17 protein-coding genes are annotated in these 16,247 nt (G+C 62.9%); 16 read left to right on the top strand and 1 reads right to left on the bottom strand.

Annotated features, from left to right (window positions below; translation table 11 throughout):
• The first annotated feature begins 139 nt into the window (after positions 1 to 139).
• The 7 genes from ROSMUC_RS15555 (at position 140) to ROSMUC_RS15525 (ending at position 9,922) form a co-directional block, all read left to right on the top strand.
• A complete protein-coding gene (locus ROSMUC_RS15555) occupies positions 140 to 1,039 on the top strand; it encodes a hypothetical protein (RefSeq protein WP_037275208.1) in 900 nt (299 codons plus the stop codon).
• A 125-nt stretch (positions 1,040 to 1,164) separates the two neighbouring features.
• A complete protein-coding gene (locus ROSMUC_RS15550) occupies positions 1,165 to 2,004 on the top strand; it encodes a hypothetical protein (protein WP_037275205.1) in 840 nt (279 codons plus the stop codon).
• A 559-nt stretch (positions 2,005 to 2,563) separates the two neighbouring features.
• Positions 2,564 to 4,459: a multicopper oxidase family protein gene (locus ROSMUC_RS15545; protein WP_245875202.1), complete on the top strand. Its 1,896-nt coding sequence runs from the start codon at positions 2,564 to 2,566 to the stop codon at positions 4,457 to 4,459.
• 44 nt (positions 4,460 to 4,503) lie between these two features.
• Positions 4,504 to 5,292, top strand: a complete 789-nt coding sequence (locus ROSMUC_RS15540; protein ID WP_052115411.1) for an SCO family protein — start codon at positions 4,504 to 4,506, stop codon at positions 5,290 to 5,292.
• 91 nt (positions 5,293 to 5,383) lie between these two features.
• Positions 5,384 to 7,270: a hypothetical protein gene (locus ROSMUC_RS15535; protein WP_052115410.1), complete on the top strand. Its 1,887-nt coding sequence runs from the start codon at positions 5,384 to 5,386 to the stop codon at positions 7,268 to 7,270.
• Between the two features lie 88 nt (positions 7,271 to 7,358).
• The gene (locus ROSMUC_RS15530; RefSeq protein WP_052115409.1) at positions 7,359 to 8,234 is read left to right on the top strand and encodes an SCO family protein; all 876 of its coding nucleotides are present in this window, start codon (positions 7,359 to 7,361) and stop codon (positions 8,232 to 8,234) included.
• The gene (locus ROSMUC_RS15525) at positions 8,234 to 9,922 is read left to right on the top strand and encodes a c-type cytochrome (protein ID WP_052115408.1); all 1,689 of its coding nucleotides are present in this window, start codon (positions 8,234 to 8,236) and stop codon (positions 9,920 to 9,922) included. Before ROSMUC_RS15530 ends, ROSMUC_RS15525 begins: the two co-directional genes overlap by 1 nt.
• 79 nt (positions 9,923 to 10,001) lie before the next feature.
• Here the strand turns inward: ROSMUC_RS15525 and ROSMUC_RS15520 are convergent, their stop codons facing one another.
• A complete protein-coding gene (locus tag ROSMUC_RS15520) occupies positions 10,002 to 10,754 on the bottom strand; it encodes a prepilin peptidase (protein WP_037275203.1) in 753 nt (250 codons plus the stop codon).
• A gap of 114 nt (positions 10,755 to 10,868) precedes the next feature.
• Between ROSMUC_RS15520 and gspG the strand changes: the two genes are divergently transcribed.
• From gspG to ROSMUC_RS15480, 9 genes are read left to right on the top strand one after another with little or no spacing between them, the layout of a single operon-like run.
• A complete protein-coding gene (gene gspG, locus ROSMUC_RS15515; protein ID WP_037275201.1) occupies positions 10,869 to 11,324 on the top strand; it encodes a type II secretion system major pseudopilin GspG in 456 nt (151 codons plus the stop codon).
• Complete coding sequence (locus ROSMUC_RS15510; protein ID WP_075571751.1) at positions 11,312 to 11,800, top strand: GspH/FimT family pseudopilin; 489 nt, start codon at positions 11,312 to 11,314, stop codon at positions 11,798 to 11,800. Before gspG ends, ROSMUC_RS15510 begins: the two co-directional genes overlap by 13 nt.
• Positions 11,797 to 12,153, top strand: coding sequence for a type IV pilus modification PilV family protein (locus tag ROSMUC_RS20890; protein WP_037275198.1), 357 nt, complete (start codon positions 11,797 to 11,799; stop codon positions 12,151 to 12,153). Before ROSMUC_RS15510 ends, ROSMUC_RS20890 begins: the two co-directional genes overlap by 4 nt.
• Complete coding sequence (locus tag ROSMUC_RS15505) at positions 12,150 to 12,770, top strand: type II secretion system protein GspJ (protein WP_037275196.1); 621 nt, start codon at positions 12,150 to 12,152, stop codon at positions 12,768 to 12,770. The genes ROSMUC_RS20890 and ROSMUC_RS15505 overlap by 4 nt, the downstream gene beginning before the upstream one ends.
• On the top strand, positions 12,767 to 13,702 hold the full coding sequence (gspK, locus tag ROSMUC_RS15500; protein WP_037275194.1) for a type II secretion system minor pseudopilin GspK: 936 nt from the start codon (positions 12,767 to 12,769) through the stop codon (positions 13,700 to 13,702). The genes ROSMUC_RS15505 and gspK overlap by 4 nt, the downstream gene beginning before the upstream one ends.
• Entirely contained in the window at positions 13,699 to 14,253 is a 555-nt protein-coding gene (locus ROSMUC_RS15495) for a hypothetical protein (protein ID WP_037275192.1), read from the top strand. The genes gspK and ROSMUC_RS15495 overlap by 4 nt, the downstream gene beginning before the upstream one ends.
• A complete protein-coding gene (locus ROSMUC_RS15490; protein WP_037275190.1) occupies positions 14,174 to 14,902 on the top strand; it encodes a GspL/Epsl periplasmic domain-containing protein in 729 nt (242 codons plus the stop codon). Before ROSMUC_RS15495 ends, ROSMUC_RS15490 begins: the two co-directional genes overlap by 80 nt.
• 8 nt (positions 14,903 to 14,910) lie before the next feature.
• A complete protein-coding gene (gspM, locus tag ROSMUC_RS15485; RefSeq protein WP_170062584.1) occupies positions 14,911 to 15,414 on the top strand; it encodes a type II secretion system protein GspM in 504 nt (167 codons plus the stop codon).
• A complete protein-coding gene (locus tag ROSMUC_RS15480; protein ID WP_037275184.1) occupies positions 15,411 to 16,175 on the top strand; it encodes a hypothetical protein in 765 nt (254 codons plus the stop codon). The genes gspM and ROSMUC_RS15480 overlap by 4 nt, the downstream gene beginning before the upstream one ends.
• Positions 16,176 to 16,247: the final 72 nt, after the last annotated feature.

Genomic DNA, 16,247 nt, shown 5'->3' with positions numbered 1-16,247 from the left:
TGTTTCAAAGGCGCCGCGCGCGTCACGCTTGCGTGCGAAACTGTGAAATTCCACGTGATTTCGGTTGTAAATCGCGGCGTGGGGGGCAAGTTTGCCCAACACCGGGCCCCGTGCCTCCTGATCCCCAAGGGACCTTTAGATGACCGCCCTCTCTGAAACACCCCGCTCCGGCTTTGTCACCATCTTTGATGACACCTATGATCAACCCGACTGTCGGGCCTATTTCCGCATGATGGACAGGCTGGGCTATCGCAATCAGCATCACGCGGTCGCGGCCTTTCGGGCAGGGCTGGCCGAGATGATGCGCCTGCGCGGTCTTGATCAGGCGCGGATCGTGGATTTCGCCAGCAGCTATGGCATCGTTTCGGCGCTCTTGGCGCATGATCTGAGCCTGGCACAGGTTTTTGCCCGCTACCGGCAACCCGAATTCGACAGCGCCAGCGCGGACGAGGTGATCGGCTGGGATCGTGACTGGCTGGCGTGGCTGCGCCGCCCCGCGCCCGTGCTGCATGTAACCGGCCTTGACGTGATGCCCAATGCGGTGGCTTACGGGCGCGCGGTTGGTCTCTTTCAGGCCGGCTATGTCGAAAACCTCGAGCAGGCGTCTCCATCCCCGGCGCTTGCCTCCGACCTCGCCCGCTGTGACATGATCGTCGAATGTGGCTCTGTGGCCCAACTCATGCCGCGCGCGCTCGACCGGATGTTGGCGGCCTGCGGCCCGATCAAGCCTTGGGTGATGACCTCGCCTATCCGGGGAAATGAACGCCCCGAAGCGGCCGAGGTGCTGCGCGCCCATGGCCTTGTGGTCGAGCGTCTGCCGATCTCCCCCTTCATCCACCGCCGGTTCGAAAGCCCCGAGGAACAGGCCCGTGCTATCGCCAATGCGCAGGCCGCAGGGCATGACACCGAGGGTGTGGAAACCACCGGTCATTTCCATGCGCAAATTCTCCTGGCCCGTCCCGAGGTGGAATGCACCAACCCCGCCGACTGGCCGCTGCCCCTTGGCGCACAGCCCATGGCGGACAGCGATCCTGCATAAACCGTTGTCGGGCCATGCGCCTGCGGCTATCATCGCGCTGTTGCGCACAGCCCTTTTCTTGATCTGCCCGGACCTATTGCAGGATTGACCCAGAATGCCCCCTTGTCCCACCCCTGTCAGACCCCATGCGCGCAACCCATCGCGCAGGAGCTGAGGTTGTGCGCGGACTGGGGTTTCTCACACTTGCCGCCTCGATCTTTTGCGGCTTTGGCGCAGGCCAGATTGGGTTGACCCTGCTGGGGCGTGGGGCCGTGCCGCCCCAGCCCGTGCAGATCACCGCCGCCTTGGCCGCTGTCGAGAATGCCGCAGAAGCGCCCTTGCCAGAGAGCTGGCCCCCTGTCTTTGACCCTTATGTGCCAGATCCGCCCAAGGCCCCGACCATTGCCAAGAAGGTCGAGAAATACCGCCTCGTCGGGTTGGTCGCGGGGGGCGAGAGTGGCTGGGCCATTCTCACCGCGTCGGATGGCGACCGGCTGGTGCGCGCAGGCGACCGGCTGATCGGCGGTGAAACCGTGCTTGAAATCGCTCCTGATGGGGTTTGGATCGAGCGTGCCACAGAGCGGGTTCTGATCGCCTTTGAGGAAACGCCCGACGAAATGATGGCCCGGATGATGGTCAATGGCTCCGTGCAGGAAGATGAGGCCGAAATTCCGGCCAGCGCCTTTTCCGGCAGCGATTTGCGCCGTGTTCTGGGGCGCGCGGGCAGCGTGCGGATGGTCACGGTTGGCAGCAACGCAAACGAGGTCTTTCCCGAAATTTTATGGGTGCGCGAAGGGCAGGTTTACGACCTGATCGGCCTGCGTCGTGGCGATCTTGTGCTGCGCGTCAACGGTTATTCTGTTTCCGATCCGGAAACGCTGGTGAACGCCAGACAGCTTTTGGCAGAAGCCGATGAATTCGCTGTTGAAATCATGCGCGGTGGTCAACGGCGCACCATTTCCGTGCGGATCACCGGGCGCAGCTAGGTACGATTTTTTGCGTCCCCCCCTTTAAATCGAAAATTCATAAACTATTTACTATCCACGGCTGTATTTGTTTCAGTTTCCGGTCATCCCGGCGAAATAAAAAATCATTTATTATCAGCAGTTTGAAACCTTGCTTCTTGCAAATCCGGCAAATGAAGTAACATTACGGCCCGCTCACGAAAATGTTATCGTTGTTCCACGCAAGATTTTGTGTTGAGCTAGCAGTGTCAGGCGCGTCATTTTGGCGCTCTTGACGTTACTGCCAATGTCAATAGGGCGCGGTTTTGTGCGCTGAACGGGGAGCAATTGCTCAAATCTATTAACCCAAAATCTGCGGATCACTGATCCGCGCGGGCCAAACATTACTCACCTCTACCGGCCTGTAATCTCTCGCATATCGAGTTCGCTCGAAACTGACATAGGGCGGCCTGAACGGTCGCTGACTTACAGGGGCTCCGGCCCTCCTTTCTCGCGGCATGTCTGGCGCGGGGTTGATGGCGTCATGTCTGGAGCGTGGCGCTGGTAATTTTCGCAAGCTTTTTCTGCTGGAGGACAAAGCATGAAACGAAGAGACGCATTAAAGCTCGGCCTTGGGGCTGCGGGTGCCACTGTGGCGGCATCGCAGGCCGGAGCGGTCGAGATCGAGCAGTGGCCGGACAGTGCCGCGGAAGGGTTGCCGCAAACCGGCCTGGTATTCCCCGACACTTTTGAGCCGAGCATTGTCGTGCAATCAAGCCCGGCGGTCGAGCCATTCACGGCCCCGCTGAACATCATGCCGATCGCGCAGCCGGTCAATCCCAACACCTACGACCCGCCGATCGAGCCCGAGCGCCACCAGCGCTTTGACGATTTCCCGCCGCAAAAGCATTACGAAGAAGTGATGACCGAATTCCGGTGGAAGTATCACTGGCAGCCCCCGTATGGCGACGGCACCGAGGGCGTTGTCGGGCGTGCTGGCGATCCAGACGTCGGGTCCTGGCACTGGGGCTTTAACGGCATCACGCCGGGTGAAACCTATCACGCCTATTACGGCGAGCCGGTTTTCCTGCGGCGCAACAACCTGCTGCCCACTGTGGGTGCCGGCAATGTGACCTTTGCGTTGCCCTCGCCGACCATCCACCTGCACAACGGCCATACCGCGTCCGAGTCGGACGGTATTCCGCAGGACTTCTTCAATCCCGGCGAATTCTGGGATCACCATTACGCCAACATCCCGGCTGGTACGCCGTTCAATTGGGATTACGACAACCCCGAGATCATGAATACCCTGTGGTATCACGATCACCGGCTCGATTTTACCGCCACCAACGTGTATGCGGGCTTTTCGGGCTTCTACCTGATCTTCGACGAGCGCGATTCCAACAACGAGCGGGATCGCAATCCGCGCGCCTTCCGTCTGCCCTCGGGCAAATATGACATTCCGCTGATCCTGCACGATGTCATGTTCCAGCCCAACGGTCAGGTGATCTGGGACTTCTTCTCGCCCGATGGTGCGTCGCCGCATCCCGAAGCGCGCCCGGCACCTGTCGAGGTCGGCAACTCTCAGGGCACGCCCGATACGTTCGACTCCAACCGCCTGCAATACACCACGCAGGGCATGACGGGCGACAAGATCACGGTCAACCGGATCATCCAGCCCTATCTCGATGTGGACCGTCGCAAGTATCGCTTCCGTTTCCTCAACGGCGGCCCGTCGCGTCTCTATCGTCTGGTGCTTAAGGTCGTGCCGAAGCCCGGTCGTGGCGAGCCCTATTTTGACGACTTCATCGTGCTGTCGAATGACGGCAACCTGCTCGAGGCCCCGCTGGTCGAACCCAAGATCGACCTCTGGATCGCCAACCGCTTTGACGTCATCATCGACTTCTCGAAGTACAAGAATGGCGACAAGGTCCAGGTCTGGAACGATCTGGAAATCCGCGGCGATGGTGCAGGTCCGACCGGCTTTACGCTGGAAGGCGAGAACATGATGCCCGTCATGGAATTCCGTTGCAAAGGCCGCAAGAAGCCCGATCCGTCGCGCGTTCCTGCCACCATGCGCAAGCTTCCGGAAATCCGCATGTCCGAAGTCCGCCGCAAGCGCCTGTTCGTATTCGACTACGACAACGGCCTTTGGACGGTGAACGGTCGCCTGATGGATCCCAACCGTGTGGATGCCAAGATCGAGCAGGGTTCTGCCGAAATCTGGACCTTCCGCAACGAGGGCACAGCCTGGGCGCACCCGGTTCATACCCACTTCGAAGAGTTCCAGATCCTCGAGGTCAACGGTCGTCCGCCAAGTGCGGTAGAGCGTGCCCGCAAGGACGTGGTCTCGCTCGGGCCGGGTGACGAGGTGACATTCTTCAGCCGCTGGCGCGACTTCTTTGGCAAGCACGTGATGCACTGCCACAACGTCGTGCACGAAGACCACGCAATGATGATGCGCTGGGATATCGTGGAGCCGGGTCAGGGTGACTGAGCGGAAATCCTTCTAGGAATTCTCTGAAAATGAGAGGAAAAGACATGACAAACAGACGTCAATTCTTGGCCGGTCTTCCGGTCGCGGCGGCTGCTGGGATGACCGCCGGGTTTTACACCACGCCGGGTAACTCCAAAGAGCGCGCCGATGAGGCCCGCAAAGCCGCACTCGCGAAACTGCGCGATACCAAGACGAACCTGCACCCCAACGACATGCCGGTGCTCTGCAATCCGGTGAACAGCGGTGGGGTCATCAACTCGGCGGTGAACGATTCGTTCCCCAATGTGATGATGGTCAATCAGGACGGTCTCGGGATGTCCTTCTATGAGGGCTTCATCGAGAACAAGGTCGTGATGATGCACTTCATGAGCCTCAAGGACGAAGGCCATTTCCCGATCACCCGCCGTATGGCTGACGTGGTTGCAGAATTGGGCGACAAGGTCGGGCGCGATGTTTTCGTGTACTCGATCAGCCGCGATCCCGAGCATGACACCCCTGCACGCATGCAGGCCTATGCCTCGGAACTCGGTGCGCCCAAGGGCTGGCATTTCCTGACCGGGACGCCGCAGCATTGCGCCGACCTTGCCTTCCGGATGTATCGCATGAGTCATTCGACTCTGCCCGGCAAGCGCAAGGTGGACGTGGTGTTCTACGGCAACGGCAGCGCCGGTCTCTGGGGATCGTTCCCCTGGGATATCCGGGCCGACGATGCCGCCAACCGTGTCACCTGGGTCATGCCGCAGCCTGCGCCGAAAGTCGGTGAAAAGCTGCGCCGGGCCGGTCCGCGCGTGTTCGATCTGAAAGATACGCGCAACCACAACCGCGAAGTCTGATCCCGGGCCCCGGGAAACCGGGGCGCCAGAACAGTATTTTGAATCGGAGACAATGAAAATGTTTCGTAAATCCATAAGACTGGCCGCGGTGATGGCATTGCCCGCTTCGGCCATGGTTGGGGGGGCGCCCGCTTGGGCCCAGACACCCTTCGACCTGAACATGTTCTGCAACGTGTCGGGACATGCCAACGGTGGTCAGCAGCCGCGCGTGCCATTCGAGACGCGCACGACTGTTGGCAATACGACAACGCTCTTGACGGCGGACGGCTACTCGGTTTTCCCCGAGGGTGACAGCTTTGGTCCCAATCCGACCAACCTGCTGCCGACCATCTACGAGAACGCCAAAACCTGTCGGGGCAATGAAATCCCCAACACCCTGCCTTCGACACCGGACAACCCCTACAACCTGCACGACGATCCGGTGACACGGCAGATCGACAAGACCTCGCCCACCGATGACCTTGATTGGATCATGGACCGGATCGAGGCGATGTCGGAGCCGCACGAGATTTGCCGGACTTTCCGCGGCAATCGGCACTGCTACAACTATCCGCGCCGGGTCAATCCCGCGACCCTGCGCACCCTTGCGAGCCGCGCTGTCGACATCATCGAGGGCAACGAGCTCAAGGGTCGTTTCAGCGAACGGGAATACGAAGGTTTCCCCTTGCTGCACTATCTCGGTGGCATCAAGACCAAAGCGGTCGATCCTGAGACCAAGTCGGTCACTATCAACCAGATCTGGTATGACAGCCATATCGAAGCCGACGCAAACTATATCGACCCGATCGCTGTGACGGATGAGGAATGGACGATCCACTACGTCGTCAAGATCCTCAACCGCGGCCACGAAGACTTTGCCCCCTATGCGATGTTCTTCGATGACTGGACAGAGTTCGACTTCACCCCCGAAGGTGGACCGGACATGACCGCTGGTGGCACCGCATTCCCGCGCGTTCCCAACATCGGCATGGACCAGACCTTCTTCCCGATGCAAGAGGGTCTTGAGTATACGCTCAACATGAAGATGCCCCCGGCACGCTTCTGGAACCTCAGCTATCACTGGGGCTGGCGTCAGCACCCGCCGCGGGTTCAGGTGGTCGAGAACATGCGCGTTCCGCTGCGCAACGGCGCATTGCGCAACACCGCAGAGATTGGCGTATTCGGTGAAAACCCGCGCGCCAGCGAACAGGCGAAGCTGGATGCAATCGCCATGATCGGCGACACCGCCCCGGCCAAGCGCATGTGGCAGATGTTCCGTGAAATGGCCGGCATGACCATCAACCGCCGCAACAAGCACTTTGGTGGTGGTCTCAATGGCTCGATCGTTCAGGCGCAGATGCACCTGATCCGTCAGGCCTTCTATGACTGGCGGAACCGCAACCACCTGCCCACCGGCTATGAAATGGCCGAGGATGCGGATGTCACCGTTCTGTTCCTCAACAACACCATCTACGGTCAGATTAAGGATCACGACGGCACATCTCAGGTGCGGATGTTCAACGGCCCTTGGAAAAAGCGCGGCGACAAGGTCAATATTCAGCTTCTGAATGGCGACTACTTTGTTCACGCCTATGTTCTGGTGGACTTCGGCGGTCTGCGTGGCTGGGAAAATACCTTCCACAACACCCTGCCCAGCGGCGGTGCCGGACCTCTCTTCACCTTTGGCCGGAACTACTTCTGGATCCATGTCGCAGGGGGCGGACCGATCCCCGTCCCGCCGGCAACACCTCCGGCTGATGCGCCCAAGACCCCTGTCAACGATACGGTCTGGCAGGTTTCCAATGGCAATGGCATAGGCCGCGGCAATTCCGAGTTCGCTTGGGGCGGCATGCAGCAGGAAATGAACGAGTATGTGAATGTCGATGGCATCGGGGAACACCACCTCGAAGTGACCTTCAGCTACGAGCCCTCTGCACGTCTGCGGATGTACCAGTTCGACGCGCTGCACCATGATGTCGCCGTGTGGTCGATCCACTAAGCGACTGATCTGAAAAAGGTTCCGGCGGCATCCCAGCCGCCGGTGCCTCTCTCATTTTGAGACATTACTTTCTCGACGGAGACTTGAAATGAACGAGACCAAAGCTGCCCCATGGATCGCGCCCGCCTGTGCCCTCAGCCTGGCGCTTTTGGCATTCGCGGCCCCTGCCTCGGCCGATCATTCCGGCCACACCAAAACCGAAGACCATAGCCAAGGTCACGATCACAGCGCGACCACGAGTGCCGATCACACCGGCCATTCAATGGATCATGGTGCCCAGACCGAGGGCCATGATCACAGCGGTGCCATGACCGACGATCATAGCAATCATTCGGCGCATCAGGCCATGCAGGCCGAGGGCCACGACGCCCACGCCGCCGCTGGACACCGTATGCCCGACCATCTCGGGATGGACGATCAAAACACCCTTGGCATCGCGATGAGCCCCGATGGCTTTCAATACAAGCGCAGTCTGCAAGACTATCAGATGCCCGATGTCACGCTTCGCAATCAATTCGCCAAGAAGGTAAGCTTTGTGGACTTGCTGGATTTTGACGGTCCGGTTCTGCTCAATTTCATCTTCACCAGTTGCGCCACCATCTGCCCGGTGATGAGCGCGACCTTTGGCCAGACCCAAGAGGACCTCGTCGCCATCGACGACAACTACCTCATGGTCTCGATCTCGATCGACCCGGAATACGACACGCCCACGCGCCTGCGCGAGTATGCAGACCTGCACGCCGCCCGCGAGAACTGGGTCATGCTGACAGGCCAGTTCGACGACATCTTCACCGTCGTGCGCGCCTTCGATGCGGTTTATAAGGGTGACAACAAGATGTATCACCGCCCGCTCACCTTCCTGCGCGCGAACAAGGACGCCCCGTGGCTCCGGCTCGAAGGTCTGCTTGGGTCCGAAGAACTTGCAGAGGAATACAGCAAATTGCTGCATCCTGAGGTGAATTGATGCGCTTCCCAGCTTTTCGCGCCACGGTTCGGCGTCTTGGATTGGCTCTCGCCTTCGCCGCCGTCCCGCTTTGGGCCGGGGCAGGGCAGGCGGGCGATGCCGAACTTGGCCGCAAACTGTATTGGGAGGGGATCGGTGCCGACGGCCAACCGATCAACGGTGTGACACAGGGCGACGTCAAGGTTTCGGGCTCGCAATTTTCCTGTGTCAACTGCCACCGTCCCAGCGGTTTTGGCACCTCCGAAGGCGGCAATTACGTGCCGCCCATCATTGGCTCTGTTCTGTTCGAGAAAAAGACGCCGAACCGCAACCGCATTTTCAAGGACCTCTATCAGGAGGTGCAACCCCCCGGTTTCTGGGCGCGGGTGCGCGCGCCGCGTATGCGCCCGGCCTATGATGACGAGCTGCTCGCCCGTGCGCTCAAGGACGGGGTGGATGCGGGCGGGCATGTGTTCGATCCGATCATGCCGCGCTATGACCTCACCCCACAGGATGTGGCCAACCTCTCTGCCTTCCTCAAGACGCTGTCAGTCGAGATTGACCCCGGCGTGACCGACCACGACATCCATTTTGCCACCATCATCGACCCCGGTGCCGATCCGGCGGCGGCGGATGCCATGATCCGCACGCTCGAGCTGTTTTTCGAGTGGATGAACAAGGACACCGAAGGTGATACCCGCAATCCGACCTTCTCGCCCAACTATCGTTCGAATTTCATTTCCGCCTATCGCTACTGGAACCTGCATGTCTGGCGACTCGAAGGGCCGCCCGAGACATGGCGCGCCCAGCTTGAGGCGAAATATGCCGAACAGCCGGTGTTCGCGACCGTCAGCGGGTTGGTTGAGGGGCCCTGGGATGAAATCGGTGCGTTCTGCGACGCAAAACGCCTGCCCTGCATCTTTCCCAATGCTGAACTGCCCACCCCGGGCGAAGGGCGCTATGGTTATTCCGTCTTCTTCAATCGTGGCCTGACACTCGAGGCCGAGGCCCTTGCGCTTTATCTTGGGGATCAGGACAAGGCCCCGGCCCGCGTCGTGCAGTTGCATGGCACCGGCCCCCAAGGGACCCGCCCGGCCGAGGGCTTTGCCAAGACGATGGAAATGGTCCTTCCCGGGACCGCGCTCGACAGTCTCAGCTACGAAGGGGCCGAGGGACTGCGCGCAGCGATTGCCGCGCAAGACCCAGAGTCGACCTTGGTGATATGGCCTCAGAATGTGGCAGAGGCGGTCGCGGTTCTGGCCGAAAACCCGCCCCCCAATGCACGGATTTTCCTGCCATCTGCGGCAAAGGAACCGGCGCTGGCGGCCTTTTCACCGGCTCTTGTGGAACAGGTCCGGCTGGTTTGGCCCTATGACAAGCCAGAACATTACCACCCGCGCAAATACCGCATTCGCGGTTGGATGCACACACGACGGCTTGCGGTCACACATCCCCGTATTCAGCTGCAAACATACTATGCGCTGACCATGATCCAATTCGGTCTCATGCACGCAATTGATGATTTCTACCGCGATTATGTGCTTGAAATCATTGAGCATGAGGCCGAAAATGAACTGAACCCCGGCACGCATCCGGAACTCGGCCTGGGGCCGGGACAGCGCTTTGCGTCCAAAGGGGCATACATTGCGCAACTCGTTCCAGAAGAGCGCGTGGGGTATCGTGTTGTCAGTGATTGGATCGTACCCTAGGTTTTGAGTAATGGGCCTAAGGGTGCGTAGTGGGCGGTGGGGAAACCTGCCGCTCACGCTTTTTCGGGGCCGTGCTTTCTCAGATCAGTGGCCAGAGCCAGACCAATCCGGCTGCTGCCGCGAGATAGGCCCCAAAGGCAATCGCCAGATCGCCCTCAGGCCGCGCGCCACGCCAGAGCGCCATGACCCCGGCCATCCCCATCGCCAGAACGGCGGCCACTAACGTCACAATCGGAAGCGCCATCGCCCCCAGACCGGCCCCGATCCCCGCCATCAGCTTGACATCGCCCAGCCCCAGCCCCTCGCGGCCGCGCAGCATCCTATAGCCGATCCGCAGCGCCAGAAACGCCCCCGCTCCGGTCGCTGCTCCCACAAGCGCGCCCCAAAGATCGCGGCCCGGATCTTCCCACGCCATCAGCAATCCGGTCAGAAAGAGCGGTCCGGTCAACCCGTCCGGCAATCGAAACGCAGCCAGATCGCACAGAACCAACCCCATCAACAGCCAGAGCCAGAGCGCCCCCAAAACCATGTGCAGCGGCGATTGCGCGACCCAGACCGCCAGCACCGCCAGCGCCATGCCGGCCACTTCGGTGTAAAACACCCGCTTGGGGATGTGCACGCCACAGGACCGGCACTTCCCTCCCAGCCACAGCCAGGACAGAACCGGCACCATATCGCCTGCCCCGATCCGCACGCCACAAGACCGGCACCGCGAGCGCGGTCCGACAATGCTCTCGTCCCGTGGCAACCGGTCTGCCCAGGCTGCCAGAAACGATCCCATCGCCGCCCCAGTCAAGATCAGGAAAAAGGCGAGAGGGGCGGTTGCAGGCATAGGACCTCCAATGCGGGAAAAACGGGGCAGGGGCCACAGCGGCGATTGTCAGGGCGTTGCGCTTACTCTATGATTCATCACGTAGTCTATACGCATTTACGGACAGATTTTACCATGCAAATCAATGTGTCACGCCGCTCGCCCCGCGCGTCTGCCGATGCTGGCTTTTCACTGCTCGAACTGATGGTCGTGGTGGTCATCATGTCCATTCTGGCGCTTGTCGTGATGCCGCGCATTATCGACCGACCCGATCAGGCCCGCGCTGCGCGGGTGCAATCGGACCTTGCGGTTCTGGCGGGGGCGGTCAAGCTCTACAAGCTCGACAATTTCCGCTATCCGACCACAGAACAGGGGCTGCGCGCGCTGGTCGAGGCCCCGACCGCAGCGCCCGTTCCCTCCAACTATGCCGCCAACGGCTATATCGACCGCCTGCCACAGGACCCTTGGGGCAATGAATACCAATACCTGCAACCGGGCGTGCATGACGAATTTGACATCTTCACGCTCGGGGCGGATGGGGTCGCAGGGGGCACCGGCCCCGACGCGGATATAGGGTCATGGGGCGAATAACCACCGATCCCGAGGCTGGCTTTACCCTTCTGGAAATGGTCGTGGTCGTGGCCGTGATTGCCGTGCTCTCGGTCACGGCGACCTTTTCCATCACAGACCGCAGCCGGGGCGAAGGCGACGTGATCCGCTTTGCCGCCGCCTACGACCGCCTGCGCGATGCGGCTATCCTGAGCGCCACCCCGCAGGGGATCATCCTTGTTCCCGGTGGCTGGCAGGTGCTTGTGCCACCCGCACCCGGCGCGACAGAGGACGGATGGCAACTGCTTGGTCGGGAACAGAAATTCCGTGGCGAAGCGCGGTTTGAGGGGCCCGAGGGCGCGCTCCTGCCGCGCGAATTGCCGCGTGCCCCGCGCCCTGACATCACCTTTCTGCCCGACGGTCAGGTCAGCCGCTTCGAAGTCACCTTCATCGGCAACGACACCCTCAATCGCTGCCGTTCTGCCGGGCTTCTCGGTCTTGAGTGCGAGGCGACATGACGGATCGCGGTGTGACCCTTCTGGAACTGGTGATCGCGGTTTTCGTGCTCTCTCTTGGCACCATCGCCGCGCTGCGCAGCGCCGATCAGGCAGGCCGCGCCTTGGGCGGCGAGGCGGCGCGCGTCATGGCGCTTGAGGTGGCGCTGAACCGGGCCGAGGAATACCGCCTCCTCGGCGCGCGACAGGCCGCGACCCTGCCGCGCAGCGTCACTTTCGGCCCCCATCAATGGCAGCTCGAGATCACCGAGGCCACGACCCGCGCCGGTTTCACCGAGGCCACGATCATCGCACGCGCCCCCGATCAGCCCGGCGCGCGGTTGGTCGTCATCGCTCAAACCGAGGTGGTGCGATGACCCGCTCCGTCAGGGCAGACCGGGGTCTGACACTGCTTGAACTGGTGGCGGTGCTGGCGATCTTTGCCCTTGTCGCGGTCATGGGGCTTCAGGCGCTCAGCGGCATGATGCGCGCCCGCGACCGTCTGACCGATGCCGATGAACAGGCGGCGGCCCTTGCGCGTGGCCTTACGCTTCTGCGTGAAGATCTCAAATCCGCTGCCGCACTGCCCTTTTTGTCGCCGGGGGCGCTCGATCCGGAACCGGCCTTTCTCGACCTCACCGGGCCTGCCGGGTGGTTCACCCTCTCGACCGCCGGGCGCGCCGTTCTGCCCGAGGTGCAGGCGGCAGGTCAGGCGCGCGTGATCTGGCGCCATGACCGCGACGCCGACCGCCTCACACGCCAGATCTGGCCGGTGCTGCGCCCCGCGTCTGATCTGGCACGCGGCCCGGAAACCACCGTGTTTGAACGGGTCGCGGGCCTGCGCCTGCGTGCCTATGCCGGACCCGAAGAGGGCTGGGTCACGGATTGGGGCGTGCCCGATCTCGTCCCACGCCCCGCCCTGCCCAAAGCCATCGAAGTGGAAATCGAGTCGCTGGCCTATGGCCCGCTGCGCATCGTGGTGGCCTATCCATGACCCGGCCCGGCGCACAGGATCGCGGTGTCGCACTGCTCAATGCGCTGCTTCTGGTCGCTGCCATTTCAGCCGTGGCCGCCGGTCTCATGCTGCGTGCCGAAACCAGCCGCACCCGCGTCGAACACCTGCAAGTCAGCCAGCAGGCGGCACTGCATCTCGACGCCGCCGAATGGCTGATCGACCCGGTGCTGCGCGGTGATTGGGAACGCGACCAGAACCTTGACCATCTGCTCGAAGGCTGGTCGCTGGCCGGGTTCGAGGCCGATATCGACCGCGCCCAGATGACCGGCACCATTACCGATCTGCAAGGGCGCTACAATATCAACAGCCTGAGCGACCCGTCGGATATCAACGCGGTGCAATCCTTTGACCGGCTCTTGGCCAGCCTTGGCCTTCCGCTGACGCTTGGCCGCGAAATCGCCGGGTTCATTCAGGCACGCGGCCCGGCCCAAACGGCCGAATATGCCAGCCGCCCCTTGCCCATCCTGCCTGCGGGCGCGCCGCTCGACCGGATCGAAGAGTTGCGCCTCGTCAACGGCATGACCGCCGAGGCCTATGCCCGGCTCTTGCCCTATGTGGCGGCTCTGCCCCCCGGTGGCGGTCTCAATGTCAACACCACCTCGCCCGAGGTTCTGGGCGCGATGCTGCCCGGCACCAATCCCGCCGGAATAGCCCTGCTGATCGCGGAACGCGGCCGCGTGCCCTTTGCTGACCGCGAGGATTTCACGACCCGCGCCGAGACCCTGCTGCACCCGCGCGTGATCACGCAATCCCTGGCGCCCGATGGCGGCTTTGTCACGGCCTCCGATTGGTTCGAGGCGCGCTTCGATGTAAGGCTTGACGGGCGCATCCAAAGCCGCATCCTGACAGTCGAACGCTCCACGCTGACCGGGGCCGTCACCCTCAGACACCGCCGGACCGTCACCCAATGACCCTGACCCTCACCCGAAAATCGCGCGGCACGACAGCGCCCTTGCCGGTCCATGACCTGACCGGCGATGTGCCGCCGCCGCGCGGGCCTTTCGTGGCCTCGGTGCCGGGGATGGCCGCGCCGCTGGTGCCGCTCGATCTGCCGACCGCGCTCAAGGGGCAGGCCCGTGACCGCGTGGCCCGCCGCCAGTTGCGCGATGCCTATGGCGGCACCGAGACGGGGCTCGATATTCGCCCCGCACGGCTTGGGGCCACCCCCGACCAATGGACGCGCCTCTTGCTGACCGATGCGGGCGACCGGCGCGACTGGCTGCATGCGCTCGGGCTCTTTGCCCCGCTGTGCCGCGCGGTGCTGCCGGATTACCTCTGCCTGCCGGCGGCCCCCGATCTCTGGGTGATCGAGACAACCGAGACCGCCGTCATCGCCCGCCTTGGCCCCGAGGACGGCTTTGGCGCCGAACCGGATCTGGCCCTTGCCCTGCTGCAAGAGGCCGCGCGCGCGGGCGGCCCCCCGCGCCATCCTGCGCCAAGGCCCCGAACAACCCGCGATTGATGCGCTTCTCGCGGGGCTGAACCTGCCGATCTGCGCCGATCCCGGCGATCTCGCGGCGCATGGCGTGGCCGCGCCCACCCGCTTTGCCCATAACGAACTCGCGCTCGATCTCGCCCGCGACCCGGGCGCCGAGCGCGCCGAAATGCGCCGCACCCTCAGCCGCCTGCGCCTGCCTCTGGCACTGGCGATGCTTGGTCTTGTCGGCTGGATCGCCGCCACGATGATCGAAACCCGCGCCCTCGATGCACAAGGATTGGCCTATCGCCAGAACGCCGAACGCATCCTGCGGCAGGTGATGATCCCCACTGGCCCCATTCTCGACATCCGCAGTCAGGTCGCACAGGTCATGGACCGCGCCCGCAACGCCAGCTCTGAAGTCGAGTCCGAGGCGCGCCCGCTCGATGTGCTGCGCCGCGCCGGGGCGGTGATGGCCAATCACGAAACCACCATCACGCGAGTCAGCTATCAACCCGGCGCGGGGCTGGTGATCGACCTGCAGATCAGCGACTTCGCGGCGCTCGATGCGCTCGTCAGTGACCTGCGCAATGCTGGCGCGGAGGCGCGTGTCGCCCAATCCGTCACCCGCGAGAATACCGGCGTCGAGGCGGTGCTCGCCATGGCCGTAACCGAAGGCGGACCCAAGCGATGAGCGCCCTGATGGACAGATTGACCGGCTTTCTGCTGGGGCTCAGCCGCCGCGAACGCTGGCTCGTCGCGGTATTGGCACTCATCGCGCTGCCGGTTGGCGCGGTCTATGGCATCGCCCTGCCTCTGGCCCAATCGCGCGAGGCGGCCCGCGCCGCCGTGGCCGAGGCGCGCGCGACCGAACTCTGGGTGGCCGATCAGGCGGTGCAGTTTGCCACGCTGGCGCGGGACGCCGGCCAGCGGCCCCAAGTGACGCGCGCCACCAGCCCCATCGGCATCAGCGGGATCGAGGCCAGCCTGCGCGATGCGCGCCTGCGCGAAGCGGCCACCGAACTGGCCAACGCGGCAGACGGCGGCATCACCCTGCGGTTCGACGCGGTGCGCTTTACGCAGTTGGCCGAATGGCTGACCGCGCAGAACGATACATGGGGCTATGATCTGGCGGGTTTTACCTTTGAACGCGGCGCGCGCACCGATGTGGTGGCCGCCGATCTGCGTCTGGTGCCGCTGCAATGAAACGTCTGCTTTTGATCCTTCTGGGCCTCGTTCTTGGCCTTGCGCTGGCTGCACTCAGCGAAGGGCGCTTGACCCACCTGCGCAGCGCGGCACCGGGGCTGGTGCCCGACTGGCTCGCTGGGGCCGAGGATCACTCTTCGCTCTGGCGTGGTCAGCGGCGGGGCCTGCAAATGCTGCCTTGGCCGGTCGCGGGCGATGTGACCTGGCGTTTTGACCAGGTCGAGGGTCTGGGCGGGCGCTGGTTCGTCGCGCTGTCCGGACCGGGGCTGTCGGGGCAGGGGGCGCTTACGCTCCCCCTTGCGCTCGATCAGGCAGAGCTTCGCGGCGGGCGATTGGACATCCTGCTCGGCGATTGGCCCGCGCTCATCGACGGCTGGCCCCTTGGCGGACGGGTTCTGGCAGAGGGGCTAAGCGCGGATCTGACCCTGCCGGACCGGCGCTTGACACGGCTCGGCGCCGTCATCGATTGGTCCGGCGCGCGGATCAATGGCGTAGAGATTGGCACGGCCGAGGCGGTTCTGACGTCGGATGCCGGCACATGGCGCGCGCCCTTTTCTCTCACCGGCGACGTGATCCACGCGCGCGGCACGCTCTCTGGGCGGTTTGGCGATCCCATGGCACAGCTTGACCTGCGCATTGACCCCGTGGGCGAGCTGCCGGTGGGCTGGCTGCGCGCCTTGGATCAGTCCGGCGAGGCAGTGGACAACGGTTGGCAGATCACCCGCGATATCGACCTTGGCGCAGGTTGGCCGCTCTTCTGATAGGTCTTTATCTTCGTCACATCGCCCCGGGCCTGACCCGGGGCCTCCACGCTGCCTTGGCGGGGTCCCGGG

Source organism: Roseovarius mucosus DSM 17069 (assembly GCF_000768555.3).
Classification (GTDB): Bacteria; Pseudomonadota; Alphaproteobacteria; order Rhodobacterales; family Rhodobacteraceae; genus Roseovarius; species Roseovarius mucosus.
This window is presented reverse-complemented; position numbering and strand designations above follow the sequence as displayed.

What these genes read in the sequence shown, in the direction of transcription:
- ROSMUC_RS15555 (WP_037275208.1), top strand. Translation starts at nt 140, where the DNA reads ATGACCGCCCTCTCTGAAACACCCCGCTCCGGCTTTGTCACCATCTTT.
- ROSMUC_RS15550 (WP_037275205.1), top strand. Translation starts at nt 1,165, where the DNA reads ATGCGCGCAACCCATCGCGCAGGAGCTGAGGTTGTGCGCGGACTGGGG.
- ROSMUC_RS15545 (WP_245875202.1), top strand. Translation starts at nt 2,564, where the DNA reads ATGAAACGAAGAGACGCATTAAAGCTCGGCCTTGGGGCTGCGGGTGCC.
- ROSMUC_RS15540 (WP_052115411.1), top strand. Translation starts at nt 4,504, where the DNA reads ATGACAAACAGACGTCAATTCTTGGCCGGTCTTCCGGTCGCGGCGGCT.
- ROSMUC_RS15535 (WP_052115410.1), top strand. Translation starts at nt 5,384, where the DNA reads ATGGCATTGCCCGCTTCGGCCATGGTTGGGGGGGCGCCCGCTTGGGCC.
- ROSMUC_RS15530 (WP_052115409.1), top strand. Translation starts at nt 7,359, where the DNA reads ATGAACGAGACCAAAGCTGCCCCATGGATCGCGCCCGCCTGTGCCCTC.
- ROSMUC_RS15525 (WP_052115408.1), top strand. Translation starts at nt 8,234, where the DNA reads ATGCGCTTCCCAGCTTTTCGCGCCACGGTTCGGCGTCTTGGATTGGCT.
- ROSMUC_RS15520 (WP_037275203.1), bottom strand. Translation starts at nt 10,754, where the DNA reads ATGCCTGCAACCGCCCCTCTCGCCTTTTTCCTGATCTTGACTGGGGCG.
- gspG (WP_037275201.1), top strand. Translation starts at nt 10,869, where the DNA reads ATGCAAATCAATGTGTCACGCCGCTCGCCCCGCGCGTCTGCCGATGCT.
- ROSMUC_RS15510 (WP_075571751.1), top strand. Translation starts at nt 11,312, where the DNA reads ATGGGGCGAATAACCACCGATCCCGAGGCTGGCTTTACCCTTCTGGAA.
- ROSMUC_RS20890 (WP_037275198.1), top strand. Translation starts at nt 11,797, where the DNA reads ATGACGGATCGCGGTGTGACCCTTCTGGAACTGGTGATCGCGGTTTTC.
- ROSMUC_RS15505 (WP_037275196.1), top strand. Translation starts at nt 12,150, where the DNA reads ATGACCCGCTCCGTCAGGGCAGACCGGGGTCTGACACTGCTTGAACTG.
- gspK (WP_037275194.1), top strand. Translation starts at nt 12,767, where the DNA reads ATGACCCGGCCCGGCGCACAGGATCGCGGTGTCGCACTGCTCAATGCG.
- ROSMUC_RS15495 (WP_037275192.1), top strand. Translation starts at nt 13,699, where the DNA reads ATGACCCTGACCCTCACCCGAAAATCGCGCGGCACGACAGCGCCCTTG.
- gspM (WP_170062584.1), top strand. Translation starts at nt 14,911, where the DNA reads ATGGACAGATTGACCGGCTTTCTGCTGGGGCTCAGCCGCCGCGAACGC.
- ROSMUC_RS15480 (WP_037275184.1), top strand. Translation starts at nt 15,411, where the DNA reads ATGAAACGTCTGCTTTTGATCCTTCTGGGCCTCGTTCTTGGCCTTGCG.